This window comes from Kribbella sp. NPDC058245, assembly GCF_042882005.1.
Taxonomy (GTDB): domain Bacteria; phylum Actinomycetota; class Actinomycetes; order Propionibacteriales; family Kribbellaceae; genus Kribbella.
Genome location: NZ_JBHVWY010000003.1, coordinates 47,190 through 73,883, shown reverse-complemented (window position 1 = coordinate 73,883; position 26,694 = coordinate 47,190). Strand labels below are relative to the sequence as shown.

At 67.0% G+C, this 26,694-nt stretch carries 22 protein-coding genes; 11 read left to right on the top strand and 11 right to left on the bottom strand.

Annotation, left to right across the window (positions count from 1 at the left end; translation table 11 throughout):
* Window positions 1-798: 798 nt before the first annotated feature.
* Complete coding sequence (locus ACFVWG_RS06885) at window positions 799-2,064, bottom strand: DUF4032 domain-containing protein (protein WP_391542681.1); 1,266 nt, start codon at window positions 2,062-2,064, stop codon at window positions 799-801.
* A 66-nt stretch (window positions 2,065-2,130) separates the two neighbouring features.
* On the opposite strand from ACFVWG_RS06885, the gene ACFVWG_RS06880 reads away from it, so the two are divergent.
* From ACFVWG_RS06880 to ACFVWG_RS06860, 5 genes are all read left to right on the top strand, one after another.
* Window positions 2,131-3,129, top strand: coding sequence for a LacI family DNA-binding transcriptional regulator (locus ACFVWG_RS06880; protein WP_391542208.1), 999 nt, complete (start codon window positions 2,131-2,133; stop codon window positions 3,127-3,129).
* A gap of 176 nt (window positions 3,130-3,305) precedes the next feature.
* Window positions 3,306-4,679 carry an ABC transporter substrate-binding protein gene (locus ACFVWG_RS06875; protein ID WP_391542207.1) on the top strand — a complete coding sequence of 458 codons (1,374 nt, stop codon included), beginning with the start codon at window positions 3,306-3,308 and terminating at the stop codon, window positions 4,677-4,679.
* Window positions 4,679-5,629, top strand: a complete 951-nt coding sequence (locus ACFVWG_RS06870; protein ID WP_391542206.1) for a carbohydrate ABC transporter permease — start codon at window positions 4,679-4,681, stop codon at window positions 5,627-5,629. The genes ACFVWG_RS06875 and ACFVWG_RS06870 overlap by 1 nt, the downstream gene beginning before the upstream one ends.
* Window positions 5,626-6,495, top strand: coding sequence for a carbohydrate ABC transporter permease (locus ACFVWG_RS06865; RefSeq protein ID WP_391542205.1), 870 nt, complete (start codon window positions 5,626-5,628; stop codon window positions 6,493-6,495). Before ACFVWG_RS06870 ends, ACFVWG_RS06865 begins: the two co-directional genes overlap by 4 nt.
* A 9-nt stretch (window positions 6,496-6,504) precedes the next feature.
* On the top strand, window positions 6,505-8,049 hold the full coding sequence (locus ACFVWG_RS06860) for a glycoside hydrolase family 13 protein (RefSeq protein WP_391542204.1): 1,545 nt from the start codon (window positions 6,505-6,507) through the stop codon (window positions 8,047-8,049).
* A 142-nt stretch (window positions 8,050-8,191) separates the two neighbouring features.
* Here ACFVWG_RS06860 and ACFVWG_RS06855 read toward each other — a convergent pair whose 3' ends face one another.
* The 5 genes from ACFVWG_RS06855 to ACFVWG_RS06835 all read right to left on the bottom strand — a co-directional run bounded on the left by ACFVWG_RS06855 (window position 8,192) and on the right by ACFVWG_RS06835 (window position 12,567).
* Entirely contained in the window at window positions 8,192-10,408 is a 2,217-nt protein-coding gene (locus tag ACFVWG_RS06855; protein ID WP_391542203.1) for a heavy metal translocating P-type ATPase, read from the bottom strand.
* Window positions 10,405-11,373: a hypothetical protein gene (locus tag ACFVWG_RS06850; protein WP_391542202.1), complete on the bottom strand. Its 969-nt coding sequence runs from the start codon at window positions 11,371-11,373 to the stop codon at window positions 10,405-10,407. The genes ACFVWG_RS06855 and ACFVWG_RS06850 overlap by 4 nt, the downstream gene beginning before the upstream one ends.
* Window positions 11,370-11,588 carry a heavy-metal-associated domain-containing protein gene (locus ACFVWG_RS06845; protein ID WP_391542201.1) on the bottom strand — a complete coding sequence of 73 codons (219 nt, stop codon included), beginning with the start codon at window positions 11,586-11,588 and terminating at the stop codon, window positions 11,370-11,372. The genes ACFVWG_RS06850 and ACFVWG_RS06845 overlap by 4 nt, the downstream gene beginning before the upstream one ends.
* 26 nt (window positions 11,589-11,614) lie before the next feature.
* Window positions 11,615-11,926 carry a metal-sensitive transcriptional regulator gene (locus tag ACFVWG_RS06840; RefSeq protein ID WP_391542200.1) on the bottom strand — a complete coding sequence of 104 codons (312 nt, stop codon included), beginning with the start codon at window positions 11,924-11,926 and terminating at the stop codon, window positions 11,615-11,617.
* A 170-nt stretch (window positions 11,927-12,096) separates the two neighbouring features.
* Window positions 12,097-12,567 carry a DUF1348 family protein gene (locus tag ACFVWG_RS06835; protein WP_391542199.1) on the bottom strand — a complete coding sequence of 157 codons (471 nt, stop codon included), beginning with the start codon at window positions 12,565-12,567 and terminating at the stop codon, window positions 12,097-12,099.
* A gap of 147 nt (window positions 12,568-12,714) precedes the next feature.
* On the opposite strand from ACFVWG_RS06835, the gene ACFVWG_RS06830 reads away from it, so the two are divergent.
* Both ACFVWG_RS06830 and ACFVWG_RS06825 read left to right on the top strand, forming a co-directional pair.
* On the top strand, window positions 12,715-13,638 hold the full coding sequence (locus ACFVWG_RS06830) for an ABC transporter ATP-binding protein (RefSeq protein WP_391542198.1): 924 nt from the start codon (window positions 12,715-12,717) through the stop codon (window positions 13,636-13,638).
* Entirely contained in the window at window positions 13,635-14,615 is a 981-nt protein-coding gene (locus ACFVWG_RS06825) for an ABC transporter permease subunit (RefSeq protein ID WP_391542197.1), read from the top strand. The genes ACFVWG_RS06830 and ACFVWG_RS06825 overlap by 4 nt, the downstream gene beginning before the upstream one ends.
* A gap of 324 nt (window positions 14,616-14,939) precedes the next feature.
* Here ACFVWG_RS06825 and ACFVWG_RS06820 read toward each other — a convergent pair whose 3' ends face one another.
* Window positions 14,940-16,019, bottom strand: a complete 1,080-nt coding sequence (locus ACFVWG_RS06820) for an ABC transporter ATP-binding protein (protein WP_391542196.1) — start codon at window positions 16,017-16,019, stop codon at window positions 14,940-14,942.
* A gap of 300 nt (window positions 16,020-16,319) precedes the next feature.
* On the opposite strand from ACFVWG_RS06820, the gene ACFVWG_RS06815 reads away from it, so the two are divergent.
* Window positions 16,320-17,339 (top strand): LacI family DNA-binding transcriptional regulator, encoded by a 1,020-nt coding sequence (locus tag ACFVWG_RS06815; RefSeq protein WP_391542195.1) that lies wholly within the window; start codon window positions 16,320-16,322, stop codon window positions 17,337-17,339.
* Here ACFVWG_RS06815 and ACFVWG_RS06810 read toward each other — a convergent pair.
* The gene (locus ACFVWG_RS06810; protein WP_391542194.1) at window positions 17,336-17,857 is read right to left on the bottom strand and encodes a hypothetical protein; all 522 of its coding nucleotides are present in this window, start codon (window positions 17,855-17,857) and stop codon (window positions 17,336-17,338) included. The genes ACFVWG_RS06815 and ACFVWG_RS06810 overlap by 4 nt on opposite strands.
* A 120-nt stretch (window positions 17,858-17,977) precedes the next feature.
* The gene (snpA, locus tag ACFVWG_RS06805) at window positions 17,978-18,646 is read right to left on the bottom strand and encodes a snapalysin (protein ID WP_391542193.1); all 669 of its coding nucleotides are present in this window, start codon (window positions 18,644-18,646) and stop codon (window positions 17,978-17,980) included.
* Between the two features lie 209 nt (window positions 18,647-18,855).
* On the opposite strand from snpA, the gene ACFVWG_RS06800 reads away from it, so the two are divergent.
* Window positions 18,856-19,365, top strand: a complete 510-nt coding sequence (locus ACFVWG_RS06800) for a hypothetical protein (protein WP_391542192.1) — start codon at window positions 18,856-18,858, stop codon at window positions 19,363-19,365.
* Here the strand turns inward: ACFVWG_RS06800 and soxR are convergent.
* Window positions 19,340-19,813: a redox-sensitive transcriptional activator SoxR gene (gene soxR, locus ACFVWG_RS06795; protein WP_391542191.1), complete on the bottom strand. Its 474-nt coding sequence runs from the start codon at window positions 19,811-19,813 to the stop codon at window positions 19,340-19,342. The two genes, ACFVWG_RS06800 and soxR, sit on opposite strands and share 26 nt — an antisense overlap.
* Window positions 19,814-20,209: 396 nt before the next feature.
* Between soxR and ACFVWG_RS06790 the strand changes: the two genes are divergently transcribed.
* On the top strand, window positions 20,210-22,255 hold the full coding sequence (locus ACFVWG_RS06790; RefSeq protein ID WP_391542190.1) for a DEAD/DEAH box helicase: 2,046 nt from the start codon (window positions 20,210-20,212) through the stop codon (window positions 22,253-22,255).
* A 49-nt stretch (window positions 22,256-22,304) separates the two neighbouring features.
* Here ACFVWG_RS06790 and ACFVWG_RS06785 read toward each other — a convergent pair whose 3' ends face one another.
* Complete coding sequence (locus tag ACFVWG_RS06785; RefSeq protein ID WP_391542189.1) at window positions 22,305-23,393, bottom strand: aminotransferase class V-fold PLP-dependent enzyme; 1,089 nt, start codon at window positions 23,391-23,393, stop codon at window positions 22,305-22,307.
* Window positions 23,394-23,519: 126 nt separating this feature from the next.
* On the opposite strand from ACFVWG_RS06785, the gene ACFVWG_RS06780 reads away from it, so the two are divergent.
* Complete coding sequence (locus ACFVWG_RS06780; protein ID WP_391542188.1) at window positions 23,520-26,681, top strand: penicillin acylase family protein; 3,162 nt, start codon at window positions 23,520-23,522, stop codon at window positions 26,679-26,681.
* Window positions 26,682-26,694 lie beyond the last annotated feature (13 nt).

Sequence of the window (26,694 nt, the reverse complement as noted above, 5' to 3'; positions counted from 1 at the left end):
GCGTCGCCGACTGGACGCACCGTGCTGCTGACATCGATTTCTGGCGGCAATCTCCCTCCACTCGACGTCGGACCGCTGTTTCTGCACGCCGACTGAACCCACCGTGCTCGCCCGGGGGGCGGAGGATGCGGGGAGAGTTGGTGTGGGGTGGCCGGGGGCGGACCGCCAGCACCGTCTAACTCTGCGCGGCTCGGACACTTCACGCTCAGCATCACCTGCACGAGCAGCCGCGCGGCAGGTTAGACGGTGGCACAGGTCCGATATCCGGGGAGCGCCGGATATATCCCGGGGGTGCGCACACCCCGCGGGGACCTTGAACAAGCTATGCCTTGTTCACAGTCCCCGTTTCCTGTCCACACCCCTAGCAACTGCAACCAGGTCACCTACTGCCCATGGTGAAACAGCGCCCAGCCAGCCCACCAGCACGCCGGTCAACTGCCCCACCACACGGGGAAGAGACCGGTACGCCGCACCACCCACGAGTGAGTCAGAAGAGCCCCAAATGGGGACCCGCGAGCAGTCAACGTCCGACGATCCGGCGACCACGCCTCCGATCTTTCGGACGTTAGCCGGGGTGATCGCGGGTGGATCGCGGGTCTGATCGCTTTGTGGAAACAAAAGTGCGCCCACGGGAAACTTGTTACCACAAAGGCGATCTCGCCATCGTCAGGCAGCTTGCCAGATATCAGGCAAGGTGGGCCGCTAGCGCTGCGGAGGGATGACCTCATAGGGCGGTAAGGACATTTGGCCCGGGTCGGTGGGGCTGTGCGGTCCGCTCCTGAGGATGTCCAGCCTGGCTCAGTCGAGATCCGGGTCGAGGGTGCTGCCGGGGAGTGGGGCGGGCGGCAGCGCCAGCTTCTCGTCGGGCTTGGCGCTCAGGACGTTCTCGACGTACGAGCGGGCCGCTTCCATGGTGTCGACCTCGTGGCCGGCCTGTTCGGACAGGAACCAGCGGTGTTCGAGGACCTCGTGGAAGACCTCGGCCGGCTCCAGCTTGCGCTTCAGATCACGCGGGACGGAGCGGACGACCGGTTCGAAGACGTCGGTCAGCCATTCGTGGGCGACGATCTCCTCGTCCTCGTTCTGCTGGTCGGTGGCGGCGGCGTACGAGTCGAGGTCGTTGAGCAGGCGGCGGGCCTGGTTCTCCTCGACGTCGAGCCCGGTGAGCCGGATCAGGCGGCGGGTGTGATGACCGGCGTCCACGACCTTCGGCTGGATGCGGACCTGGCTGCCGTCCCAGTCGGTGATGATGTCGATCTCGGCGACGTCGAAGCCGAGCTCGTTGAGCCGCCGGATCCGCGAGTCCAGCCGGTGCATCTCGTCGGTGGCGAACTCCTCGGGGGCAGTCAGTTCCGCCCAGAGCGCCTCGTACCGGTCCTGGATCGTCTGCACGATCTCCTGCGGGTCGAGCGACTCGTCGAGGAGGCCGCCGGCCTCCAGATCGGACAGCTCGCCGAAGAGGTTGATCTCGGCGGTGTAGAGGTCGTGGGCGCGCTGGCCGCTGGAGATCTCCTGGTGCAGCTCGCCGGTCTCGGCGTCCACCAGGTACGCCGCGAACGCGCCGGCGTCTCGTCGGAACAACGTGTTGGACAGCGAGCAGTCGCCCCAGAAGAAGCCGAGGAGATGCATCCGGACGATCAGCGCGACCAATGCGTCGATCAGCCGGTTGACCGTGTCCGGTCGCAGCGTGCTGGAGAACAACGCGCGGTAGGGCAGTGAGAACTGCAGGTGCCGCGTGATCAGGATCGAGTCGATCGGCTCGCCGTTGCGGTCGATGCGGTCGGTGATGACGCCCACCGGCTCGACCGAGGGCGACTCCAGCCGCTCGAGGTCGCGGAGCAGCCGGTACTCGTGCAGCGCGAGGTGCTCGAGCACCTCCTTGATCGCGTAGACCGTGCCGTTGACCCGGACGAACCGGACCACGTGCCGCGAGATACCGCGGGGCAGCGCGACCAGCTGCTCCTCGGGCCAGTCCTCCAGCGGGACGTCCCACGGGAGCGACAGCAGACCGGTGTCCGGACGAGTGGCGACGAAGCGAGGCACGACCGACAGTCTGTCAGGAATGTTGAGACTTCAGCGAGCACGCAAGTCCTTGCAAGAAATTGCGTAGATAGGCGTAGAGTTTGCGTTATGACTCGACGACTTGCAGAGGTGGCCAAGAAGGTCGGCGTCAGCGAGGCCACCGTGAGCCGGGTGCTGAACGGCAAGCCCGGAGTTTCCGAGGCGACCCGGGAAGCGGTGCTCACGGCGCTCGACGTCCTGGGTTATGAGCGTCCGACGCAGCTGCGGGGAGACCGTGCCCGGCTGGTCGGTCTGGTGTTGCCGGAGTTGCAGAACCCGATCTTCCCGGCGTTCGCCGAGGTCGTCGGGGGAGCGTTGGCGCAGCAAGGTTTCACGTCCTTGCTCTGCACCCGGACGGTCGGTGGTGTGTCCGAGGCGGACTACGTCGACCTCCTCCTCCAGCAGCAGGTTTCCGGGGTCGTTTTCGCCGGTGGGTTCTACTCGCAGGCGGATGCGCCGCATGCCCATTACGAGCTGATCCAGGAGCGGAAGCTGCCGACCGTCCTGGTGAACGCGGCGGTCGATCACCTCGGCTTCCCGCAGGTGTCGTCGGACGACCATGTCGCCGCGGAGATGGCGATCGGGCACCTGCGCACGCTCGGTCACAAGCGGATCGGCATGGTTCTCGGGCCGCGCGACCACATCCCGTCGCGGCGCAAGCTCGACGCGTTCCTCGCCTCCGAGGAGGCGGATCCGAAGCTGGTCGAGCACACGATGTTCTCGCTCGAGGGCGGTCATGCAGCCGCCACCCGATTGGTCGCCGCCGGCGTCACCGGCATCGTCTGCGCCAGCGACATCCTCGCCCTCGGGGCCATCCGCGCGGTCCGCCGGGCCGGACTCGACGTACCGGGTGATGTCTCGGTGATCGGGTACGACGATTCCGCGATGATGAACTGCACCGACCCGCCTCTCACCACCGTTCGCCAGCCCATCGACGCCATGGGCCGCGCGGCCGTCGAGATGCTGATGGCGCTGATCGAGCGCGCCGCTGTCGCCGCTGACGAACTCCTCTTCGAGCCGGAGCTCGTCGTCCGGGCTTCGACCGCCAGGGCCCGCCCGCGTCCCTAGTGGCCTAGCTCACTGCCTGTAATGCCCCGTTCACCCCCAGGTGAACGGGGCATTCGTGCGTTCAGGCGGGGTAGATTCTGAAGTAAGTCACGTTTTTGCAATCTTCTCTTGAAGTATTGCGCTCATGTGTCGACAACCCTACGGTGTGGCGCAGAGTCGAGGGAGAGGGTTCAACAATGACGACAAGGCGCCGCGGGCTCAGCCTGTTGCTGGTGATGGGACTCGGGCTGGTGGCCGCGTCCTGCGGGTCGGGGGACGACAAGCCAGGGGCCCAGGGCTCCGGCGGAGCGGACGGACCGGTGACGATCACGGTCGGCTGTCAGCCGCCGAAGAGCAACGCGAAGGAACGCGAAGGCTGGGACGCCGACGTCGTCGCGTTCCAGAAACTGCACCCGAACATCACGATCCAGAGCAAGGACGCGTTCCCCTGCATCAACCCGGACACCTTCCAGGCGAAGCTGGCCGGCGGTTCCCAGGAGGACGTGTTCTACGTCTACTACACCGACGTGCAGAAGATCATCAAGGCCCGCCAGGCCGCCGACATCAGCCAGTACGTCGGCTCGGTGAAGGCGACCAAGGACCTGCGCCCCGATGTCCAGGGCGTCTTCAAGGACGGCGACAAGACCTACGGCCTGCCCCGCAACAACTACAACATGGGCCTGGTCTACAACCGCAAGCTGTTCACCCAGGCCGGTCTGAACCCGGACAGCCCGCCGAAGACGTGGGCCGAGGTGCAGGCGGCGGCGAAGAAGATCGCCGGTCTGGGCGCCGGGTACGTCGGCTTCGGTGAGTACTCCGCAGGCAACACCGGCGGCTGGCACTTCGCCGCGTCGCTCTACGCCCGCGGCGGCTCGATGGTCGGCGACGACGGCAAGACCGCCGCGTTCAACAGCCCCGAGGGCAAGGCGGTGCTCGAGAACCTGAAGGCGATGCGCTGGAACGACAACTCCATGGGCAGCAAGCAGTTGCTGCAGTGGGAAGATCTGATGCGCATGATGGGTTCCGGCAAGCTCGGCATGATGATCGGCGCACCGGACGTGGTGCAGTCGGTGAACAACGACTTCCAGGGCAAGTTCGACGACTACGGAGTGACCGCCGTACCGGAGTCCGAGGGCAAGTCGTCGCTGAGCGGTGGTGACGGCTACATGTTCAACCCGAAGGCGACCCCGGAGAAGATCAAGGCCGGTCTGCTCTGGCTGGAGTACCACGAGCTGACGCCGGGTCAGGGCCAGTTCAACTACCAGCGCGCCAAGGAACAGGGCCGCCCGGTCGGGCTGCCGATCCCGGACCTGTACGGCGACTCCGCCCCCGGGAAGGAAATCGTTGCCCTGCGCAAGCAGTACGCCACGGTCCCGGTCGACCACTTCACGCCGTACGTGACGGCTCAGGCGAGCATCACCAACAAGCTCGAGCCGCCGAAGGCCCAGGAGCTGTACGCCGTCCTCGACGTCGCGATGTCCGCCGTACTGACTCGTCAGGACGCCGACATCGACAAGCTGCTCAGTGACGCCGAGTCCAAGGCCAACAAGATCCTGGCAAAGAACACGTAATGACTGTCACCCAAGAGCGGGTACGCCGTCCTCAGTCGAGGGCGGCGGGCCCGCGCCCGGACGAGGACCCCCGCGGCGCCTTGAAACGCGCGGTCGGGCGGAACCTCACGGCGTACGGATTCCTGTGCGGCGCACTGATCTGTTTCGCCTTGTTCTCCTGGTACCCGATGATCCGGGAGGTCGTTCTCAGCTTCCAGGAGAACAACTTCGTGGACCCGGGGAAGTGGGTCGGGTTCGACAACTTCCGCAACGTCATCGAGGATCCCGCGTTCCGGCAGGCCTGGCTGAACACCGCGGTGTTCAGCGGCTTGGCGCTTGTCGTCGGGTACGCCGTTCCGTTCGTACTCGCGATCGTGCTGAACGAGCTCAAGCACGCGAAGGCCTACCTGCGGTTCGTCGTGTACCTGCCGGTGATGCTGCCGCCGGCGGTCGCCGTACTGCTGTTCAAGTGGTTCTACGACCCGGGCGCGGGCCTGTTCAACCAGGTGCTGGACTCCGTCGGCCTGCCGACACTGAGCTGGCTGGATTCGACCAGTACGGCGCTCATCAGCCTCGTGCTCGTGTCGACCTGGATGAACCTCGGTACCGGCACCCTCATCTACCTGGCCGCGCTGCAGAGCATCCCCGGCGATCTCTACGAGTCCGCCGAGCTCGACGGTGCCGGCCTGTTCCGGCGGGTCTGGCACGTGACGATCCCGCAGACCAAGCTGATCCTGCTGGTGATGCTGCTCCTGCAGGTCGTCGCCACCATGCAGGTCTTCATCGAGCCGTACCTGCTGACCGGCGGCGGTCCGGAGAACGCGACCGTCACGGTCGCCTACCTGATGTACCAGTACGCCTTCAACTTCGGTGACTTCGGTGGCGGTAGCGCCCTGGGCCTGATGCTGATGATCGTGCTGATGGTGTTCTCCACGATCTACCTGCGAGTCTCCCGGGAGGCGGAGCGATGAGAACCCTGGTGTCCCCGCTGTCCCTGCAGAACCCGCGCGGCAAGGCCCTCTACTGGACGATCCTCGTGATCACCGTGGTCGGCTTCACCGGCGCCTTCGTCTTCCCGCTGTACTGGATGATCACCGGCGCCCTGAAGTCACCCGACGAGCTGGCCCAGATCCCGCCGAGCTTCTTCCCCAAGAGCTTCGACTTCGGCGTCTACGCCGAGGCCTGGAACCAGCTCCAGCTCGGCGTCTTCCTGAAGAACACCGCCCTGTACGCCGGGGGCGCGTGGCTGTTCACCCTCGCCGTCGACGTGACCGCGGCGTACTCGTTGTCGAAGCTGCGGCCGATGTTCGGCAAGGTCGTGCTCGCGCTGATGCTGGCGACGTTGATGATCCCGCCGATGGTGCTCCTGCTACCGACGTACCTGGTGGCCAAGGATCTGCCGATCTTCCACCTCGACCTGCTCAACACCCCCTGGGCGATCTGGTTGCCGGCGGCAGCGAACGGGTTCTTCGTGTTCCTGCTCAAGCGGTTCTTCGACTCGATCCCGAAGGAGCTGCTGGAGGCGGCCGAGATCGACGGTGCGTCGCCGATGCGGATCCTCTGGTCGATCGTGCTGCCGGTGTCGCGGCCGATCCTCGGCGTGGTCTCGATCCTGTCCGTGGTAACGGTCTGGAAGGACTTCGTCTGGCCGCTGCTGGTACTGCCGGAGACCGACAAGATGTCGATCAGCGTCGGCATCGCGTCGCTGTCCGCGCAGATGCCGCAGAACGTGCTGATCGCGTCGCTGGTGATCGCCAGCCTGCCGACAATCCTTGTTTTCTTCGTGTTCCAGCGCAGCATCATGGCCGGCCTCACGGCCGGTTCCCTCAAAGGTTAAGGAGCTTCGATGGCCGACGAATGGTGGCGTGGCGCAGCGATCTACCAGGTCTACCTGCGCAGCTTTGCCGACGGCAACGGTGACGGGATCGGTGACCTCGCCGGTCTCCGCGCCAAGCTGCCGTACCTGGCGGAGCTCGGCGTCGATGCGATCTGGCTCAACCCGTGGTACCCGTCGCCGATGGCCGACGGCGGGTACGACGTCGCCGACTACCGCGCGATCGATCCGGCGTTCGGCACGCTGGCCGAGGCCGAGGCGTACATCGCCGAGGCGCACGCGCTGAACATCCGCACCATCATCGACATCGTCCCGAACCACGGGTCGGACCAGCAGGACTGGTTCGTCCAGGCCCTGCAGGCCGGTCCGGGTTCGCCGGAGCGCGAGCGCTTCATCTTCCGCCCGGGGCGCGGCGACCTGCCGCCGAATGACTGGCAGTCGATCTTCGCCGGCCCGGCATGGACGCAGGTACCGGACGGGGAGTGGTACCTGCACCTGTTCGCCCCCGAGCAGCCCGACTTCAACTGGCGCAACCCGGAGGTGGTCGAGGAGTTCCACGACATCCTCCGCTTCTGGCTGGACCGCGGCGTCGACGGCATCCGGATCGACAGCGCCGCCGTACTGTTCAAGGACCTGGACAGCGTCGAGGAGTCCTACACCGACCACGACGAGCTGCACGACGTCTACCGCGACTGGCGCCGCATCACCGACACGTACGACGGCGACCGGATGCTGGTCGGCGAGATCTGGATGCCGGACCAGGAACGGTTCGCCCTCTACCTGCGCCCCGACGAGATGCAGACCGCCTTCAACTTCGACTTCCTCTCCCGCCCCTGGGAAGCCGACGAGCTCAAGGCCTCCATCGACCTCACCCTCGCCACCCACGTCCCGATCGGCGCCCCGCCCACCTGGGTCCTCTCCAACCACGACGTCACCCGCCCGGTCACCAAGTACGGCCGCCCGGACACGTCGTTCTCGCACCAGGACCGCAAGCACGGCATGCACACCGACCTGGTCCTCGGCGAACGCCGAGCCCGCGCGGCCGCATTGCTGGCGATGGCCCTGCCCGGCGCCGTCTACGTCTACCAAGGCGAAGAACTAGGCCTCCCCGAGGTAGAAGACCTGCCCGACGCGCTTCTCCAGGACCCCATCTTCGCCCGCTCGCTGGGCGCCGACCGCGGCCGCGACGGCTGCCGGGTCCCCCTGCCCTGGTCAGGCAAGGAACCCCCCTTCGGCTTCGGATCCGGTACGCCGTGGCTCCCGCAACCGGCCGACTGGAAGAACCTGACGGTCGAGTCCCAGCAAGCCGACCAGAACTCCATGCTCGCCCTCTACCGCAACGGCCTAGCGCTCCGCCGCCACCACCTGGGCGACGGATCCCTCACTTGGCAACCGTCCGAACCCGGCGTACTGGTCTTCCAACGCGAACACCTGACCAACATCACCAACCTGTCCGCGTCCCCCATACCCCTCCCACCCCACACAGAACTCCTCCTGACGAGCAGCCCCCTCGACAACGGCCAACTCCCCCCAGACACCACAGCCTGGCTCCGCTAACCACCCACCCGTCCCCCGCCCGTCCGCCCGTCCGCCCGTCCGCCCGTCCCCATTTGGTGGGCCCGCCCACGGGGTTGTGGGAGGGCCAACCGCGTGCGGTTGGCCCTCCCACAAGCGGATGGGTCAGCCCACCAAATGGGGATCAGCTGAGGGCGCGGAAGCGGCGGAGGCGGAGGCTGTTGGAGACGACGAAGACGGAGCTGAGGGCCATGGCGGCGCCGGCGAGCATGGGGTTGAGGAGGCCGGCGGCGGCTAGCGGCAGGGCCGCCACGTTGTAGGCGAAGGCCCAGAAGAGGTTGCCTCGGATGGTTCGGAGGGTGCTGCGGGACAGTCGGATCGCGTCCGCTGCCGCCCGCAGATCACCACGGACCAACGTGAGATCACTGGCCTCGATCGCCACGTCTGTGCCCGTCCCCATGCTGAGCCCTAGGTCTGCTTGGGCCAGCGCAGCTGCGTCGTTCACGCCGTCACCGACCATGGCGACGACGCGCCCTTCGCCTTGCAGTTGCTTGATGGCGTCGACCTTGCCGGCGGGAAGGACCTCGGCGATGACCTCGGTGATCCCAACCTCCGCCGCGACCTTCTGTGCAACAGCTTCGTTGTCGCCGGTCAGCAGGACCGGGCGAAGGCCCAGTGCCTTCAGGTCCTTGATGGCTTGCACTGAGGTCGGCTTGACGGTGTCGGCGACCACGAGGACGGCTCGGGCTTTGCCGTCCCAGCCGACGGCGACCGCCGTACTGCCTTCGGCTTCGGCGTGTTCTTTGGCATGGGCCAGGTCTTCGGGGAGGTGCTGGCTCCACTCCTCCAGGAGCTGGGTGCGGCCGACCAGGACCGCGTGACCGTCGACGATGCCTTGGACGCCTAGGCCTTCGACGTTGCCGAAGTCCTCGACCTCGGGCAGTTTGCCCGCGGCCGAAGCGGCGCGGGCGACGGCCTGTGCGATCGGGTGCTCACTCGAGTGCTCCAGCGCTCCGGCCAGCCGCAGTACCTCACCGCGATCCTGACCAGGAGCCAGCAGTACGTCGACCAGTTCCATCCGGCCCGTGGTCACGGTGCCGGTCTTGTCGAGGACCACTGTGTCGACGCGACGCGTGGATTCGAGCACCTCGGGACCCTTGATCAGGATGCCGAGCTGAGCGCCGCGCCCAGTACCGACCAGCAAGGCGGTCGGCGTGGCCAGCCCGAGCGCGCACGGGCAGGCAATGATCAGCACGGCGACCGCCGCCGTGAACGCGACCTCGACCGGCGAACCGTTGCCGAGCCAGAAGCCCAACGTGGCAAGGGCCAACCCGATCACGACCGGGACGAATACCCCGGACACCTGATCCGCAAGCCTCTGTACGGCGGCCTTACCGTTCTGAGCGTCCTCGACCAGCCGCGCCATCTGCGCCAGCTGGGTATCTCCGCCGACCCGCGTCGCCCGGACCGCGAGCCGCCCGCCCGCATTCACGGTGGCGCCGACAACAGCATCACCCGCACCGACCTCGACCGGCACCGATTCACCCGTCAGCATCGACGCGTCGACCGCGCTGCTCCCGGTCACGACCACGCCGTCGGTGGCGATCTTCTCGCCCGGCCGGACGACGAACTCGTCGCCAACCATCAGCTGCTCGGCCGGGATCCGGGTCTCGACCCCATTCCGCAGTACAGCAACGTCTTTCGCGCCCAGCTCAAGCAGTGCACGCAGGGCAGCGCCAGACCGCCGCTTGGCCCGCGCCTCGAAGTACCGGCCGGCCAGGATGAACGTCGTGACACCGGCCGCGACCTCGAGGTAGATCTCCTCGGCGCCACCACCCCGCGACGGGATGAGCGTGAACGGCATCTTCATCCCCGGCGCACCGGCCGAGCCGAGGAACAGGGCGTACAGCGACCAGCCGAAGGCGCTCAGCACGCCGACCGAGATCAGCGTGTCCATCGTTGCGGCCGCGTGCCGCAGATTCGTCCAGGCCGCCTTGTGGAACGGCCAAGCCGCCCATGTCACGACCGGGAACGCGAGTGTCAACGACGCCCACTGCCAGAAGTTGAACTGCAGGGCCGGAATCATGCCGAAGGCAATCACCGGCGCAGCCAGTACGGCGCTTACGATCAATCGCTCGCGCAGTGGCCGCAGCTCGTCCACCTCGATCTCGTTGCCCGAAGCAACAGTCGGAGTGGGAAGGGCAGCGGTGTACCCGGTCTTCTCCACGGTGGCGACCAGATCATCGGTCGTGACACCGTCGTCGTACGTCACCTTGGCCTTCTCGGTGGCGTAGTTGACCGTCGCGGTCACGCCGTCCATCCGGTTCAGCTTCTTCTCGACCCGCATCGCACAGGAGGCGCAGGTCATGCCGCCGATGACAAGTTCAACGGATTCGCTCATGAGTGTTGCGTCTCCTCTCCGTGGCTATGCGGGGTCTCTTCGACCGGAGGTGCGGTCGGCACGATCTGCGTTCCGTCGCTGCCGACCTCCACGGTGAATTCGGCCGTGTGAACCGCACCCGCGTGCTGGAAGTCCAGGAACAGCCGGTACGTCCCGTTCGTCGGGAAGGTGGTCGCGAACTTGATCTCCGGCCCGCCCTTCATCCCCACCTCGGCGTGCTGAGCCGGATGGTTGTGCAGGTAGGCGAGATCGCCGCTGCGCAACGACACCAGGTGCCCGAACGCCCCGAGATACGGCTGCAGGTCGGTGACGGGCTTGCCGCCACTGCTGACCTTGAACGTGAGCTCGGATTCCTTCCCTGCAACGGGATTCCCGGCCAGCGTCACGTCGTAGGCGTGCACGCTGTAGCTGCTGGCCGGCTCGTTCAGCGGGACCGGGACATACAGCCCGGACACGTTGACGTCAGTCCCCAGTGTCAGGTTGCGGTCGAGGCCGGCCGGCTGGAAGTCGGCGTACAGGCGCCATGTCCCACCGGCGGTGAACGTGAACGGAATCGACCACGTGCCAGTGGCGTCCCGCGTCGGGTGCACGTGATGGAAGCCGGACAGATCCCGCCGTACGACGATCAGGTGCAGTTCCTTCTCGTGGGTCGGGGTGTAGCCGGTGACCGGCTTCCCGTCCGGACCCTTGATCTGGAACCGCAGCACAGTCTTGGCGCCGGCGGTGAAGAACGTTGTCGCGGGTGCGAACGTGTAGCCGGCATCGGAGACCGCGAGCCCGGGCAGTTGTCCACCGGCCGCGCTGTGTGCACCCATGCCGCCCATGTCCGCCATACCGTCGGGCTGGGGGGCCGGATCGGCCGCCGCGACCGGGTCGACGGCGGAGCCGATCGCGAACGCCGCCCCGAAGGCGAGCGCCAGCGCACCGGCGAACACGCCGAGCCGGAGCGCGACGGCCCGGGTCACGACGCGGCCAGTTCGTAGCCCGCCTCGTCGACAGCCTCGCGTACGGCGGTCTCGTCGAGAGCGGTCTCGCTGGTCACGTGCACGGCGGAGGTGCCGCCGGCGTTCAGGTCGATGGTCACCTCGGTGACGCCGTCCAGTTTGGTGAGCTCCTCGGTGACGGCCGACGTGCAGTGCCCGCAGGTCATGCCGTTGACGGAGTAGGTCGTGGTGGTCATATGTGGCTCCTCGAAACAGAGATGTGTTAGCTACGAACCAGGCGGGCGATCGCGTCGGAGGCCTCGCGGACCTTCTCCTCGGCCTCCGCGCCACCCTTCTGCGCGGCCTCGACCACGCAGTGGGACAGGTGCTCGTCAAGCAGTTCGAGCGAGAACGACTGCAGCGCCTTGGTAGCCGCTGACACCTGGGTCAGGATGTCGATGCAGTACTTGTCCTCCTCGACCATCCGCTGCAGACCGCGGATCTGGCCCTCGATCCGGCGCAGCCGCTTCAGGTGGCTGGACTTCTCCGAGGTGTACCCGTGAACGTGTCCGTCGGCGGTGTGCTCTTCGGTCATGGCGGTGGCCCTCTCTCACGAACTGCTACCCCTATGGGGTATGTCGACAGGCAAAAAAGTACCCCCTCCCGGTATCCAATGCAAGTCCGCATCAATACCTAGAGGGGGTATCCCTACCGCTAACGTCCGAAAACACGCCGACCAGGTACGGCGGGTCTTCGGACGTTGGGTCAGAGGCCGAGGTCGGTCAGCCCCGGGTGATCGTCCGGACGCGGTCCGGGGGCGTCCCAGTGGAACAGCCGCTCGGACTCCTCGATCCGCTGGTCGTTGATGCTGGCCCGGCGGACCCGCATCAGCCCGTTCTCGTCGAACTCCCAGTTCTCGTTGCCGTGCGAGCGGTACCACTGTCCGTCGGCATCGCGGCACTCGTAGACGAACCGGACCGCGATCCGGTCGCCGGTGAACGCCCACAGTTCCTTGATCAGCCGGTAGTCCAGTTCGCGCGCCCATTTCTGGGTGAGGAAGGCAACGACCTCCTCGCGGCCGTTCACGAACGTGTCCCGGTTCCGCCAGTACGTATCCGGCGTGTAGGCGAGCGAGACCGCCTCGGGATTCTGGTTGTTCCAGGCGTTCTCCGCGGCACGGACCTTCTGTACGGCGGTCTCCGCGGTGAACGGCGGCAGTGGAGGTCGGGGGTTCACGGGGCTCCTCGAGGCGTCGACTGTATCCGTTCAATCCTGCATCAAACCGGCAACCACGGCGAGGAATCAACCAAACACCCGTGGGCGGAGTCTCTCTCTGCAAGGATGTTCGTCCCCTGGCCCAGGGGACGACGTGAGAGGGGTGGCATGCCTGACCTGGCGATCAGTACGCGCGGTCTGCGCAAGACGTACCGGACCCGGCGCGGCCGGACCGTGGTTGCGGTGCAGGGACTCGACCTGGATGTTCCGGTCGGAGGTGTGCACGGCTTCCTCGGTCCCAACGGTTCGGGGAAGACCACCTCGATCCGGATGCTGCTGGGGCTGATCCGCGCCGACGCCGGCACCATGACGGTCTTCGACCGGCCGGTACCAGCGAGACTTCCCGAGGTGGTCGGGCGGGTTGGTGCGATCGTCGAGTCGCCGAAGTTCTTCCCGGCGTTCACCGGCCGCAAGAACCTCGAGCTGCTCGCCGCGGCGATCGGGGCCCCGAAGCAGCGGGTCGCCGAGGTGCTCGAGCAGACGTCGCTGGCCGAGCGTGGCAAGGACCGCTTCAAGGGCTACTCGCTCGGCATGAAGCAGCGGCTCGCGATCGCCGCCACCCTGCTCAAGGATCCCGACCTGCTGATCTTCGACGAGCCGACCAACGGCCTCGACCCGGCCGGTATCCGGGAGATCCGCGAGACCATGCGCGGGCTCGGTGACCAAGGCAAGACGGTCCTGGTCAGCAGCCACATCCTGGCCGAGGTCGAGCAGGTCGCGGACACCGTCTCGATCATCGGCCACGGCCGACTGCTCGCCTCCGGCACGGTCGCCGAAGTGATCGGTGGCGGTACGACGACCACGGTGAAGGTCGGTGTGACTGATCTTGAGAAAGCATCCCGGGTGCTGACCGCGGCCGGACTCGCCGTACGGGCCGATGGCAACTATCTGCTCGTGGACGGGGTCGAACATCCCGCGGAGCTGACCAAGCGGCTGGCCGACGCGCAGTTGTACGTGAACGAACTGGTCCCGATCCGGGCCGACCTGGAGTCGGTGTTCCTGGAGCTGACCGCAGGGGAGGGGCTGGCGTGATCCGCCTGACCGGAGTGGAACTACGCCGGCTGACGGCGCGCCGGATCACGTTGATCGGCGTGGCCGGCGTCGTACTGATCACGGCCTTCCTGCTGTTCGTCAGCTGGCGCGAGGCCCGGCCGCTCTCGGCGGTCGAGCAGCAGCAGTCCCAACTGCAGTTCGAGAGTGCGCACAAGGACTGGGTCGCGCACCACGTCCAGAACGAGGCCGACTGCCGCGAGAGCTGGGACCCGAACGCCAACCCCGGCGCGAACGTCAACGAGGTCTGCGGCTACCCCGAGCCCAAGGCCTCCGAGTTCGGCAAACCACAGGCGGTCTTCGCCCAACTCATCCCGAACCTGTTGCAGGGCTCGTCGTACTTCCTGCTCTTCGCCGCGTTCCTGATCGGTGCCAGCTTCGTCGCGGCCGAGTTCAGTTCAGGTGCCATCGGCAACTGGCTGACCTTCGAACCACGCCGGATGCGCGTGTACGGCAGCAAGATCGCCGCCGCCGGCCTCTGGTTCGTCCCACTCGGCGTGGTGATCACCGCCGCGGTAACCCTCGGCACCTACGTGGTCGCCGCCCAACTCGGCTCAACCGCAGGCACCGATTGGAGCCACATCATCGGTACGGCGGTCCGCGTCGTCGTCACCACCGCAATGGGCGCAGTACTCGGCGCGATCGTAGGCCTGGTCCTCCGCCACACCGCCGCCGCGATCGGTCTCGTCATGGGCTACATCGTCCTGGTAGAAGGCGTCTTCGGCAGCTTCCTCCAAAGCGCCCAACCATGGCTGCTCGGCAAGAACTTCGACGCCTTCGTCCTCCACGACACCACCTACAACGTCAACAAATGCACCACGCAGTCCGACGGCAACTACATCTGCGACCAACTGGAGAAGACCCTCACCTTCGAACACGGTGCCTGGTACCTAGGCATCCTCACCCTCGTCTTCATCACCATCGGCGCCCTGGTCTTCCAACGCCGAGACGTCAACTAACAGCCCCACCCGCACACTCCGGATCGCCACCTCCGGAGCGCTCCGATGCGTCCGCATCTGATGGGTTCACCCATCAGGTTGTGGGTTCTGCACCCGCATGTGGGTCCAGAACCCACAATCTCATGGGGTAACCCACCAGATCCGCGGTCGGTCTGCTCGCTCTGGGTGAGTTTTTCGGCGTCTGGACCCGAAAAACTCACCCATAGGACGGCCGCAGCGGCGACCAGCCACCGCCGGACGACCCCGGCCGCAGCCCGTAGCGAACCGTTGCAGGCAAAAGGCCCCGGAGCGGAAGCTCCGGGGCCTTTCGGTAGGGCTGGTGGGTCAGGCGGTGAGGCGCTCTTCGGTGGAGGAGGAGAAGAGGTGCAGCTTGTCGGTCTGGGCTTCGAGGTGGATCAGGGAGCCCTTCTCGACGTTCATCCGGGCGCCGATCTTGGCGACGATCTGCTGGTGGTTGCCGTCGTGCTCGGCGGTGCCGTAGAGGAAGGCGTCGGCGCCGAGCTCCTCGATGACGGCGACCTTCACCGGCAGGCCGTTGTCGGAGACCTTGAAGGCCTCCGGACGGACGCCGATCGAGACGGTCTTGTCGCTACCGGCCTTGGCCAGGATGTCGCGCGCGACCGGGATCGTGTAGTCGCCCAGCTTGACGCCACCCTCGACCAGGTCGCCCTTGAGCAGGTTCATCGCGGGGGAGCCGATGAAGCCGGCCACGAACAGGTTCTTCGGGTTGTCGTACAGGTTCAGCGGGGTGTCGACCTGCTGGAGCAGGCCGTCCTTCAGTACGGCGACGCGGTCGCCCATCGTCATGGCCTCGACCTGGTCGTGTGTGACGTACACGGTCGTGACCCCGAGGCGCTGCTGCAGTTCGGCGATCTGGGTGCGGGTCTGGACGCGGAGCTTGGCGTCGAGGTTCGACAGCGGCTCGTCCATCAGGAAGACCTGCGGGTTACGCACGATGGCGCGGCCCATGGCGACGCGCTGACGCTGACCACCGGACAGGGCCTTCGGCTTGCGGTCCAGGTACTCCTCGAGGCCCAGCAGCTTGGCGGCCTCCAGGACGCGCTTGGCGCGGTCCTCCTTGGAGACACCCTGCATCTTCAGCGCGAAGCCCATGTTGTCCGCGACCGACATGTGCGGGTACAGGGCGTAGTTCTGGAACACCATCGCGATGTCGCGCTCTTTCGGCGGCCGGTGCGTGACGTCGCGGTCGCCGATGTAGATCGAGCCCTCGTTGACCTCTTCGAGGCCGGCCAGCATCCGCAGGGAGGTGGACTTGCCACATCCGGACGGGCCGACGAGAACCATGAACTCGCCGTCCTCGATCTCGAGGTTGAGCTTGTCGACGGCGGGGGTGTCACCACCGGGGTAGATCCGGGTGGCGGCCTTGAAAGACACAGTAGCCATGACTGGGTACATCCCTTCACCGGCAGGAACGTGCCGGACGATCCGAGTAAAGGCCCCCGGGCGGGGGTGCGCTCATCCTCGCCCGGCTGGCTCCTCCTGACAAGGGATGCGGGGTGTGACGTGTCCATTCTGTTCACCAACCGGACACTCCCGCGCAGTCTCAGCCTGCAATTTCTTGCAACTTCTTGCTGCAATGTCAGGAGACGGTCTGTATCGTGCCCGCGTGAGCGAGCGGAGCGAGCGAACCAGACAACACAGCGTCTTTGCTCGATCCGGAGCTGAGCGAAGCGAGGCGGAGGAATGAGCACGAGAGCAAGGCTGGCGGATATCGCGGCCAAGGCGGGGGTCAGTGAGGCGACGGTCTCTCGGGTACTGAACGGCAAGCCGGGGGTTGCGGAGGACACGAAACAGTCGGTACTGACGGCACTCGACGTGCTGGGCTTCGAGCGTCCGACCCGGTTGCGGCGCCGGTCGGCGGGCCTGATCGGACTTGTCATGCCGGAGCTGATCAACCCGATCTTCCCGGCGTTCGCCCAGGTGATCGAGTCGGCGCTGTCGCAGCGCGGCTTCACACCGGTCCTGTGCACGCAGTCTCCCTCCGGCGCAACGGAGGAGGAGTACGTCGAGATGCTGCTCGAGCGCGGTGTCTCCGGGATCATCTTCGTGTCGGGTCTCCATGCGGACACCGGCGCGGACCACGAGCGCTATCAGTCGCTGGTCGAGCGACACCTACCGGTGGTGTTCGTGAACGGCTGGCTGCCGGAGGTCCAGGCGCCTTTCGTCTCCTCGGACGACAACGCCGCGATGGAGCTCGCCGTCTCGCATTTGGTTGCCCTCGGCCACCGTCGGATCGGCTTCGCCTCCGGTCCGGAGCGGTTCATCGTCGTCCAGCGCAAACTCGCCGGCTACCGCACGTCCATGAAGGCCCAGCTCGGCGTCACCGACGAGGACCTGGACCCGTTCGTCTCGTTGAGCATGTTCGGCGTCGAAGGCGGCCAGGCTGCCGCCCAACCGCTCCTGGATGCCGGCGCCAGCGCCATCGTCTGCGGCTCCGACATGATGGCGCTCGGCGTCATCCGCGCGGCCCGTCAACGCGGTCTCACGGTCCCGGCCGATCTGTCGGTGGTCGGCTACGACGACGCTCCGATGATGGAGTTCACCGATCCGCCGATGACCACGATTCGCCAGCCGGTCCAGTCGATGGCACTGGCCGCCGTACAGTCGCTGCTCGAAGAGGTTCGAGGTCACGCGACTCCCAAAACGGAGTTCCTGTTCCGCCCCGAGCTGGTCGTCCGCAACACGACCGGACCGGCGCGCTAGTAGCCGTACGCCTTGCAGGCGTTGGCTTTGAAGTCCGTCAACGTCCAGACCCGGTTCGGCACGTCGACGTCTTCCTCCGGGATGTCGGTCGGCAGGCTGACCAACTCGCCGGGCTTCAGCTTCGCCAGCTCCTCCAGGCTGAAGTCGATACCGGCCGCCGACCACTTGTTGTCGTAGGACCAGCCGTAGATCGAGTAGCGCTTCTTCGGATCGCGTGGCTTCAGCCGACCGTTCGGCGTCCAGCCGTTCCCGCCTTTCGCCAGGCTGAACTGCGAGAACCCGGAGACAGCCGGATCCGCGATCCACTTGCCGATGGTCTCGTCGTGCGGCTCCTCGCCCTCAGAGACGTGCGGGTCCGGCAGATACAGGGTGGCCCCGTCGATCTGCCCCTCACACATCTGTACGACGGCAGTCCCGTCGGCCAGCATTCCGAACACCCCACCGGCCGGCACACCACAACCCGTCAGCGCCCCTACCCCCAGGCTCACCGCGAGAAAGATCCCCACCCATCTCCGCATTTCGTCAGCGTACGGCGCTGACGTGGCTGGGTGGGGCCCGTTGCCACTTCGTGCAACAAAAGACACTCCGGCTCGACCTTGCCCCTGCCGGGAAGGTCGAGCCGGAGAGATGGGAGTGGGTCAGCGGGCGATGTGGAAGGCGGTGGTGTCCGCCTTGCCGTTGGCCCACAGGGAGTTGACCTGGGAGCGCTCGTTGGCGTCCGGGTTGGGGTTGGTGCAGGACGGGCCGGGGCCACCGCCGGACATCAGTTCGGAGCAGGGGCCGGAGTAGTGGTCCGGGAGGCCGAGGACGTGGCCGGTCTCGTGGGCGACGATCCTGGTCTTGTCGTACTGCTGGGCCTGGGCGTAGTCGATGAAGACGTAGCCGCTGCCGTGGCCGTCGGTGGAGGCGTACGAACCGCGGGAGTCGTTGCCCTCGGTGTAGTAGAAGTCGTAGTTGCTGCCCTCGACGAGCTGGACGTTGCTCACCGACGAGTTCCAGATCTGGGTGCTGGAGCTGATCTGGCCGGCGAAGGTCGGGGCATCGACGGCGTAGGTGACGGTGACGGCGTCGAGCTTCTGGCCGGCCGCCTTGGCCTTGGCCTGCTTGGCGCGCACGGACTTCATGACCGCGTCGTAGAACGCCTTGGTGGCTGCCTCGTCCTGCGGCGAACCGATGTAGGCGGCCCGCGAGGCCTCGGTCGACACGTTCACGGGGGCGGCGGCGGGGGCTGCGGCGGCAAGGGCCGGTACGGCGAGTGCGGCGGCGGCGAGTCCTGCGAGAGCGGACAGGATACGGCGATGCGACATGGGAGGGCCTCACTCCGGATCAGTGGCGGAAAGCGACCAGTGGGCTACGGATCGCTACAGACCGGAGCCTGCCCCGCCCGCTCTTTTTCCGCACCTGTTCGGGAAATACTCGGGGGTTAACCCGCGAAACCCGCTCCCGGTCGTATGCCGTCCATAACCCCGCGCCTATGGCCGGGACTGGTCCCGGCCGCCCGTCATAGGCTGCCTCCATGCGGTGGCTGGGGAAGTTCCTGCTGTTTCTCATCGGCATCCTCGCGGTGATGGCCTGGTTCGGTGGCGGCATCACGCTCGCGTTCTGGGGGTTCGTCAGCCAGTACGCCGACAGTTACACGTACAAGGTCGGGTTCAAGCATCCTGGGGACCAGTGTGGCAACAACAAGGTCGCCTTCAGTGTCGACTCCGGCGCACCGCTCACCTGCGGGTACGGCGGGAGTCACCAGAAGCTGCCGGGGTTCACCGAGGAGCAGGACGACCACCTGGTGAAGTCGGCCGAACAACTGGGAGCCGACGGGATAGACACCTCCGACAGAGCGGTGATTCAGCAGTACGTCGACTCGGTGGTGGCCACGATTCCGCTGGACCAGCGGCCGCAGCATCCTTGGTTCTACGGCTGGAAGATGGGGGTGGCTGGATTGATCGTGGCGGCGCCGCCGACGTACTACCTGTTCATCCGGCCGCGCCTGAACCGGCCGCCTATTCGCCGGGGATACCTACGTTGAGGATGCGGGCGCCCGGACCGCGCTCGGCGAGGCGGTCGGACTTGTTGTAGAGGTTGCAGCGCTGGAGGCTGAGGCAGCCGCAGCCGATGCAGCCGTCCAGGTCGTCGCGGAGCCGCTCGAGCTCGGTGATCCGCTCGTCGAGCCGGCTGCGCCAGCCCTTCGACAGCCGGCTCCAGTCCGACCGGGTCGGGGTGCGGTCGTCGGGGAGCGAGTCGAGAGCCTCGCGGATCTCGGCCAACGCCAGGCCGACCCGCTGGGCCGCCTGCACGAACGCGATCCGCCGCAGCGTGCTGCGCTGGTACTGCCGCTGGTTGCCCGCCGTCCGCCGGGAGTCGATCAGGCCCTGGTCCTCGTAGAACCGCAACGCCGATGCCGCTACCCCGGACCGATGAGCAATCTCCCCGATGGACAGCCAGTGGTCCTTGCTCGGGACGTTCTCCTCCGCCATACCGCCACCCTAGAACCGCACTCCAAGAACTCAAGCTCGCTTGAAGTACGGTCCTGTTACGGGGGGCCCCGTGACCTGCCGTGCGGAGGGTGGCGTTCACGAGAGCCCAGTTGCGTTACTGGTCTGGTGATCGGTCTCATGGTCAGGGGTAGGGCCCGTTTCCTGTACACTTGTCAGGTGTCGGTGCGCGAGTCGCGTCACCAGAGTACTTTCCAGGCGCTCCGACCCGTCGGTTTCAGCACCCGCTGAAATGTCCGGCGCCGAGGGTGCAACGCGATAGCACCCGCAGGTCGATGCCTATCTCCTGCCTGTTCGTTCAGTCCGGTCAGCAAAATGCTGCCCGGCACTGCGTGCGGGCCACTCGGGGTGTCGTCCGCGATTTTCGAGAGAGAGATTGTGACTCAGCACCACCCTGACGACGCGGGTTCGAAGAAGCCGCGGCACAAGAAATTCCAGAACCAGTCGTTCGGCGAGCGGATGGGTGACACCCCTTCGACCGCGCCGGTAGCACGTGACGACCGCCCCGAGCGTCGTGGCGGACCTTCGCAGTACTCCGACCGTGGGCAGCGCGATGGCGCCGGCCGTGGCGACAGCCGTCCGCCGGCCAAGGGCTACCGCTCCGACCGGAGTACGGCGCCCCGCCGCGACGACCGCCCGTCGTACCAGCGTCGTGATGACAAGCCTGCGTACCAGCAGCGTGACGAGCGTCCGTCGTACCAGAAGCGTGACGACCGGCCTGCGTACCAGCAGCGTGACGAGCGTCCGTCGTACCAGAAGCGGGACGACAAGCCGTCGTACCAGCGTCGTGACGACCGGCCTGCTTACCAGCAGCGTGACGAGCGTCCGTCGTACCAGAAGCGTGATGACCGGCCGTCCTACCCGCAGCGCGATGACCGCGCCCGCGGCGGCGACCGCCCGCAGTACCAGCAGCGCGACGATCGTTCGTCGTACCAGCGCCGGGACGACAAGCCGTCGTACCAGCAGCGTGACGAGCGCCCCTCGTTCCAGCAGCGCCGTGAGGACAAGCCCTACGTGAATCGTGAACGCCCCGCCTACCAGGACAACCGCAGCCAGGAAGTGGTGCCGGAAGACCTGGGCACCGTTGCCGAGGACAACAAGTTCGCCGCGCTCGGTCTCGCGCCGCGGCTCGTCCAGCGGCTGGCCCGCGACGGCATCACCGCGCCGTTCCCGATCCAGGAAGCGACCATCCCGGACGCCCTGGCCGGTCGCGACGTGCTCGGCCGCGGCCAGACCGGTTCCGGCAAGACGCTGGGCTTCGGTCTGCCGACCCTGATGCGGCTGGCCGGTGGCCACACCGAGTCGCGTCGTCCGCGCGGCATGATCCTGGTCCCGACGCGTGAGCTCGCGATGCAGGTGCACGACGCGCTCGAGCCGCTCGCCCACGTGATGGGTGTGACGCTCAAGCTGATCGCGGGTGGGCTGCCCTACCCGAAGCAGATCGAGTCGCTGCGCCGCGGCGTCGACCTGCTGATCGCCACCCCCGGCCGGCTGATCGACCTGTGTGAGCAGGGCGCTGCCGACCTCGGTGCGGTGGAGGTCGCGGTCCTCGACGAGGCCGACCACATGTGCGACATGGGCTTCATGCCCGCCGTCACCACGTTGCTGGACATGACGCCGGCCACCGGTCAGCGGCTGCTGTTCTCGGCGACGCTGGACAACGACGTCGACAAGATCGTCAAGACCTACCTGAAGGACCCGGTACAGCACTCGACCGAGTCCGGCCAGGCCTCGGTCAGCACGATGGAGCACCACCTGCTCGTCATCGAGCCGGGTCACAAGCAGTCGCTGACGGCCGAGCTGGCCAGCCGCGACGGCCGCACCATCGTCTTCGTCCGCACCAAGCTGGGCGCCGACCGCGTCGCCACCCAGCTGCGCGACCGTGGCGTGATGGCCGCGGCGCTGCACGGCGGCCTGACCCAGGGCGCGCGTAACCGCACCCTGGACCAGTTCAAGGACGGTTCGGTTCCGGTGCTCGTGGCAACGGATGTCGCCGCGCGCGGTATCCACGTCGACGACGTCGGCCTGGTCGTTCAGGCTGACCCGCCGGCCGAGCACAAGGACTACCTGCACCGCGCCGGCCGGACGGCTCGCGCCGGTGGCAAGGGTGCGGTTGTCACCCTGCTCCTGCCGCACCAGCGTCGGGGCATGATCCGGATGGCCGAGACCGCCGGTGTCGAGGCCAAGCCGGTCCGCGCCCGTCCGGGCGACGAGCTGGTCACCGAGCTGACCGGCGGCAAGACGCCGTCCGGCTACCCGGTCCGCCTCCCGGCCCCGAAGCCGCAGCGCGGCAGCGGTGGTGGCGGTCGTCGCTTCGGCGGCGGCAGCAGCGGCCCGCGCCGTGGCAACAGCGGCCCGCGTCGCGACAGCAGCGGCCCCCGTCGGGACAGCAGCAGCGGTCCCCGCAAGTCGTACCAGCACTGACATAAAAGCGAAGAGCCCCGATCTCCTGCGAAGGAGGTCGGGGCTTTTGCTATGTCAGCAAGGACCAAAGCCTCGCCAGGATCGTGGCCACCTCGTCCTTGCCGAGTGGGACGAGTTCGAGGATCAGTTGGTCGTCGGCCAGTTGATCGGTCATCACGTAGATGGACGGGCTGCCGGCTTCGAGTTCGGTAGCGACGTGGTGGGCGTCGGGCACGGTCAGCACCACACGCGAAACCGGCAGACCAGTCGGATCCGGTACGACGTCCGCCGTCACGCCAGGGATTCGCGCTGCCGCCTCGGCGAAGGCGGTCACCTTCGACAGCTCGTCGGCCTCCCACTTCATCCGGTCGCGGGCCTGCCATTCTTCAAGGGCGGCGATCACTCCGATGATCGCTTCCTTGGTCGGCTTCATGCCGCGCCCGATGCCCTTCTCCTGGGCGCGAACCGCCTGCACCAACGGCCAGGTCCCCGCGATCAGACCAGCAGTGGGCGACGCGAGATATTTCTGCCCGCTCACCAGTACCAGGTCCGCACCGGTGGCGATCAGATCGGCCACCCGCGGGAACTGCGCGGCCCCGTCGATGATTGCCGGTACGCCGCGACGGTGCGCGGCGCGGACCGCCGCCACCAGGTCGATCGGGGGACCATCGGTCAGCCGGGACGATACGAGGACCAGGCAACAAACGTCCGGTCCGTCGAGCTCGGCCTCGAGATCTTCAATGCTGCAACGGTTTTCGGCGCCCGCGAGGTCGACCTGGGCACCGGACAGCCGGATGCCCTGCAGGTTGGAGTGGCCGTAGTCGACCACGTGACAGGCTGGCATCACCACCCGGCTGTGCATGTCCGTTGCGTCCGGCAACGAGGCGATCCGGCGCGGGTCGATACCGGTCATGGTGGCCGCGACGGCGAGCGTGAGTCCGGCCGCGGTGCAGTGCGCGACGGCGCCGGCCTGGGCGCCGGTGACCTGGGCGATCGTCTCGCTCGCCCGGTCACCGAGTTCGGCCATCACGAAGAACTCGGGTAGTGCCTGTGCGACGGCGTCCGCCACCCCGTCGGAGCTCCGCGACACCCCTAGCGGCGTGTACGTGCCCCTGGCGTTGATCACCGCACTCAGCCGATAACGGTCATGAATGCTCATGGTGATCGACACAGTAGTGGTCACTGTCCGTGCTTGAACAGTGCACGACCCCACCCTATTCTCCGAAGTCTTGACCCGAAGCTACTAGTGAGTCATTCTCATTTTCTTCGACCAAGGGAGGACTCCGTGCCCCGCCCCGCAGCCAGGACCCGCACCCTTCGGACAGCGATCGCAGTCGCGGCGACTACCGCCGTACTGGCCGCTCTGCCCGTGCCGACGACCCAAGCTGTCCCGCAGGCAGCGCCCGCTGCCGCACCGGTGGACTATTGCGCGAACCAGTGCCGCGACATCCTGCCGCCCGGACAGAACGGCAACGCGACCTTCACGGATCTCCTTGGTTTCAAGGCGTTAGGGATCCGGCCGCCGCATTTCAGCGACACCGTGAAGCCCTACCAGGACCTGGTCTGGAACTCCCAGGGCATCCAGGACGACGGCCTCGCGCCGTACTTCGACGACGCCTCGTTCGGCGTGCAGCCGGATGATGTCGCGAGCACGATCCAGCCGCGCGCGGACGTCACGATCGTCCGGGACAAGTCGCGCGGGATCCCGCACATCACCGGTACGACACGCCTCGGCACCATGTTCGGGGCCGGCTTCGCCGGTGCGCAGGACCGCTTGTTCGTGATGGACGTGTTCCGGCACCTCGGTCGTGGCCAGTTGACGCCGTTCGCTGGTGGCGCGGCGGCCAACCGCGCGTTCGAGCAGGAGTTCTGGCGGACCGCGCCGTACACGGAGGCCGACCTGCAGCGTCAGTTCGACGACGCCGACGAGCTGTACGGCGCCGAAGGCGTGAAGATGCAGCAGGACATCCAGGCCTGGGTCGACGGGGTCAACCACTACATCAACACGATCGGCATCGCGTACCCCGGTGAATACGTGGCGCTCGGTCTGCAGTGGCCGACGAGTCCGTGGAAGGTGACCGACGTGGTCGCCACCGCGGCCGTGGTGGCCGGCATCTTCGGCACCGGCGGCGGCTCGGAGGTCACCTCCGCCCTTGCCCTGCTGGAAGCCCAGGCCAAGTACGGCGTTGCCCAGGGCACCAAAGTCTGGGAGTCCTTCCGCTCGCAGAACGACCCCGAAGCCAGTACGACGGTGCACGACGGCACGTCCTTCCCGTACGGCACGACCGGTCCCAACCCGGCCGGCCGCGCGATGCCTGACCGCGGTTCGGTCACGCCGGAGCCCGAGGTGATCAACCAGACCGTCAACAAGACGGCGGCACCCAAGGCAGCACCGAAGGGCTCCGAGAGTCTCAAGGGCATCTTCAACGGTGGCGTCTTCCCCGAGGGCTACGGCAAGAAGGCGATGTCGAACGCGCTGCTGGTCTCCGGCGCGCACACCGAGAGCGGCAACCCGGTCGCGGTCTACGGCCCGCAGACCGGCTACTTCGCACCGCAGCTCCTGATGCGGCAAGAGCTTCAGGGCCCCGGCGTCAGCACTCGCGGCATCGCGTTCTCCGGCCTCAACTTCTACACGCTGATCGGCCGCGGACCGGACTACTCCTGGAGCGCGACGTCGGCCGGCCAGGACATCACCGACACCTTCGCGGTCCCGCTCTGCGAGCCGAACGGCGGTACGCCGACGAAGAGCTCGTCGTACTACGTCTTCCGGGGTGAGTGCACGCCGATCGAACGGCTCGAGCGGAACAACGCGTGGTACTCCAGCCTCGGGTCCTCCGAACCGGCGGGCTCGTACACATTGGTTGCCCTGCGCACCAAGTTCGGCATCGTCACGCATCGCGGCACGGTCGGCGGCAAACCGGTGCTGTTCACCAAGAACCGGTCGACCTACGGCAACGACGCGGGCTCGGCGCTCGGGTTCATGCAGTTCAACGACCCGGAGAAGATGAAGTCCGCGGCCGACTTCAAGAAGGCGGCGGCCAGCATCGGCTACACCTTCAACTGGTTCTACACCGACAAGAACTCGATCGCGTACTACAACTCCGGTGACAACCCGGTCCGCGCGGCCGGGGCCGACCCGAACCTGCCGACCTGGAGCACCTACGAGTGGAAGGGCTGGAACTCGGCCACCAACCGGGCGACGTACACGCCGCCGGCCGAGCATCCGCAGGTCGTCAATCAGGACTACCTGACCAGCTGGAACAACAAGCAGGCGCCCGGCTTCTCCGCCGCGGACGGCCAGTGGGGCTACAACGGGATCTACCGCAACCAGCCGCTCGACGACCGGATCAAGGCGGTCATCAACGGCGGTGGGAAGTTCACCCGCGGCGAATTGGTGGAGGCGATGGAGAGCGCGGCCACGGTCGACCTGCGCGCCGACTACGTGCTGCCGTATCTGCTCCGCGTGTTGAAGAGCGCGCCGATCACCGACCCGGCAGTTGCGGACGCGGTCGCCAAGCTGACCGCCTGGCAGCAGTCCGGCAGTCATCGCAAGACACCGAACGCATCCTCGAAGACCTATGACAACGCCGAGGCGATCCGGATCCTCGACGCGTGGTGGCCGATCCTCGTCCCCGCGCAGTTCAAGGACCTTGGCCCCGACCTGTACGGCGCTCTGGTCGCGAACCTGAAGATCGACGAGCGGCCGAGTGCACAGGGCTCGTCGTTCCAGAGCGGCTGGTGGGGCTTCGTCCAGCGCGACCTCCGCAAGGTGCTCGGCGACCCGGTCAAGGCCGCCCAGCCGGTGACGTACTGCGGGAGTGGTGCGCTGGCGGCCTGCCGCTCGGTGCTCACCGACTCCTTGCTGGCGGCCACCAAGGTGCCCGCGACGACGACGTACCCGGCGACCGCAGGATGTGCGGCGGGTGACCAGTTCTGCGCCGACCAGATCGAGCACCAGCCGATGGGCGGCATCACGCAGGACCGGATCGCATGGGTCAACCGGCCGACATACCAGCAGGTGGTCGAGTTCCCGGCGCACCGGGGCGACGACGTGAGCAACGTTGCCCAGGGCAAGACGGCGACGGCGAGCAGCCACGAGACGGGCCTGTACAACTCGCCGCCGCAGAACGCGGTCGACGGCAACCCGAGCACGCGGTGGGCCAGTGACTGGTCGGATCCGCAGTGGTTGTCGGTCGACCTCGGCAGCGCCCAGCAGGTCGGCCGGGTGGTGCTGAACTGGGAGGCGGCGTACGCGAAGGGCTACCGCGTCGAGGTCTCCACGGACGGGTCTACGTGGAAACAGGTGTATGCCACGACGGCTGGGAACGGCAGTGAAGACGTGGTGCGGTTCCCGGCTGCCCAAGCGCGATATGTGAAGGTGACGGGCACTCAGCGGGCGACGTCGTACGGGTATTCGCTGTATGAGCTGCAGGCATTTCGGCAGTGATGTCAGGATGAGT

Bases quoted from the DNA above. Each gene is read 5' to 3' on its own strand.
- ACFVWG_RS06880 (WP_391542208.1), top strand. From the start codon at position 2,131: ATGACTCGACGACTTGCAGAGGTGGCCAAGAAGGTCGGCGTCAGCGAG.
- ACFVWG_RS06875 (WP_391542207.1), top strand. From the start codon at position 3,306: ATGACGACAAGGCGCCGCGGGCTCAGCCTGTTGCTGGTGATGGGACTC.
- ACFVWG_RS06870 (WP_391542206.1), top strand. From the start codon at position 4,679: ATGACTGTCACCCAAGAGCGGGTACGCCGTCCTCAGTCGAGGGCGGCG.
- ACFVWG_RS06865 (WP_391542205.1), top strand. From the start codon at position 5,626: ATGAGAACCCTGGTGTCCCCGCTGTCCCTGCAGAACCCGCGCGGCAAG.
- ACFVWG_RS06860 (WP_391542204.1), top strand. From the start codon at position 6,505: ATGGCCGACGAATGGTGGCGTGGCGCAGCGATCTACCAGGTCTACCTG.
- ACFVWG_RS06855 (WP_391542203.1), bottom strand. From the start codon at position 10,408: ATGAGCGAATCCGTTGAACTTGTCATCGGCGGCATGACCTGCGCCTCC.
- ACFVWG_RS06845 (WP_391542201.1), bottom strand. From the start codon at position 11,588: ATGACCACCACGACCTACTCCGTCAACGGCATGACCTGCGGGCACTGC.
- ACFVWG_RS06840 (WP_391542200.1), bottom strand. From the start codon at position 11,926: ATGACCGAAGAGCACACCGCCGACGGACACGTTCACGGGTACACCTCG.
- ACFVWG_RS06830 (WP_391542198.1), top strand. From the start codon at position 12,715: ATGCCTGACCTGGCGATCAGTACGCGCGGTCTGCGCAAGACGTACCGG.
- ACFVWG_RS06820 (WP_391542196.1), bottom strand. From the start codon at position 16,019: ATGGCTACTGTGTCTTTCAAGGCCGCCACCCGGATCTACCCCGGTGGT.
- ACFVWG_RS06815 (WP_391542195.1), top strand. From the start codon at position 16,320: ATGAGCACGAGAGCAAGGCTGGCGGATATCGCGGCCAAGGCGGGGGTC.
- ACFVWG_RS06810 (WP_391542194.1), bottom strand. From the start codon at position 17,857: ATGCGGAGATGGGTGGGGATCTTTCTCGCGGTGAGCCTGGGGGTAGGG.
- snpA (WP_391542193.1), bottom strand. From the start codon at position 18,646: ATGTCGCATCGCCGTATCCTGTCCGCTCTCGCAGGACTCGCCGCCGCC.
- ACFVWG_RS06800 (WP_391542192.1), top strand. From the start codon at position 18,856: ATGCGGTGGCTGGGGAAGTTCCTGCTGTTTCTCATCGGCATCCTCGCG.
- soxR (WP_391542191.1), bottom strand. From the start codon at position 19,813: ATGGCGGAGGAGAACGTCCCGAGCAAGGACCACTGGCTGTCCATCGGG.
- ACFVWG_RS06785 (WP_391542189.1), bottom strand. From the start codon at position 23,393: ATGAGCATTCATGACCGTTATCGGCTGAGTGCGGTGATCAACGCCAGG.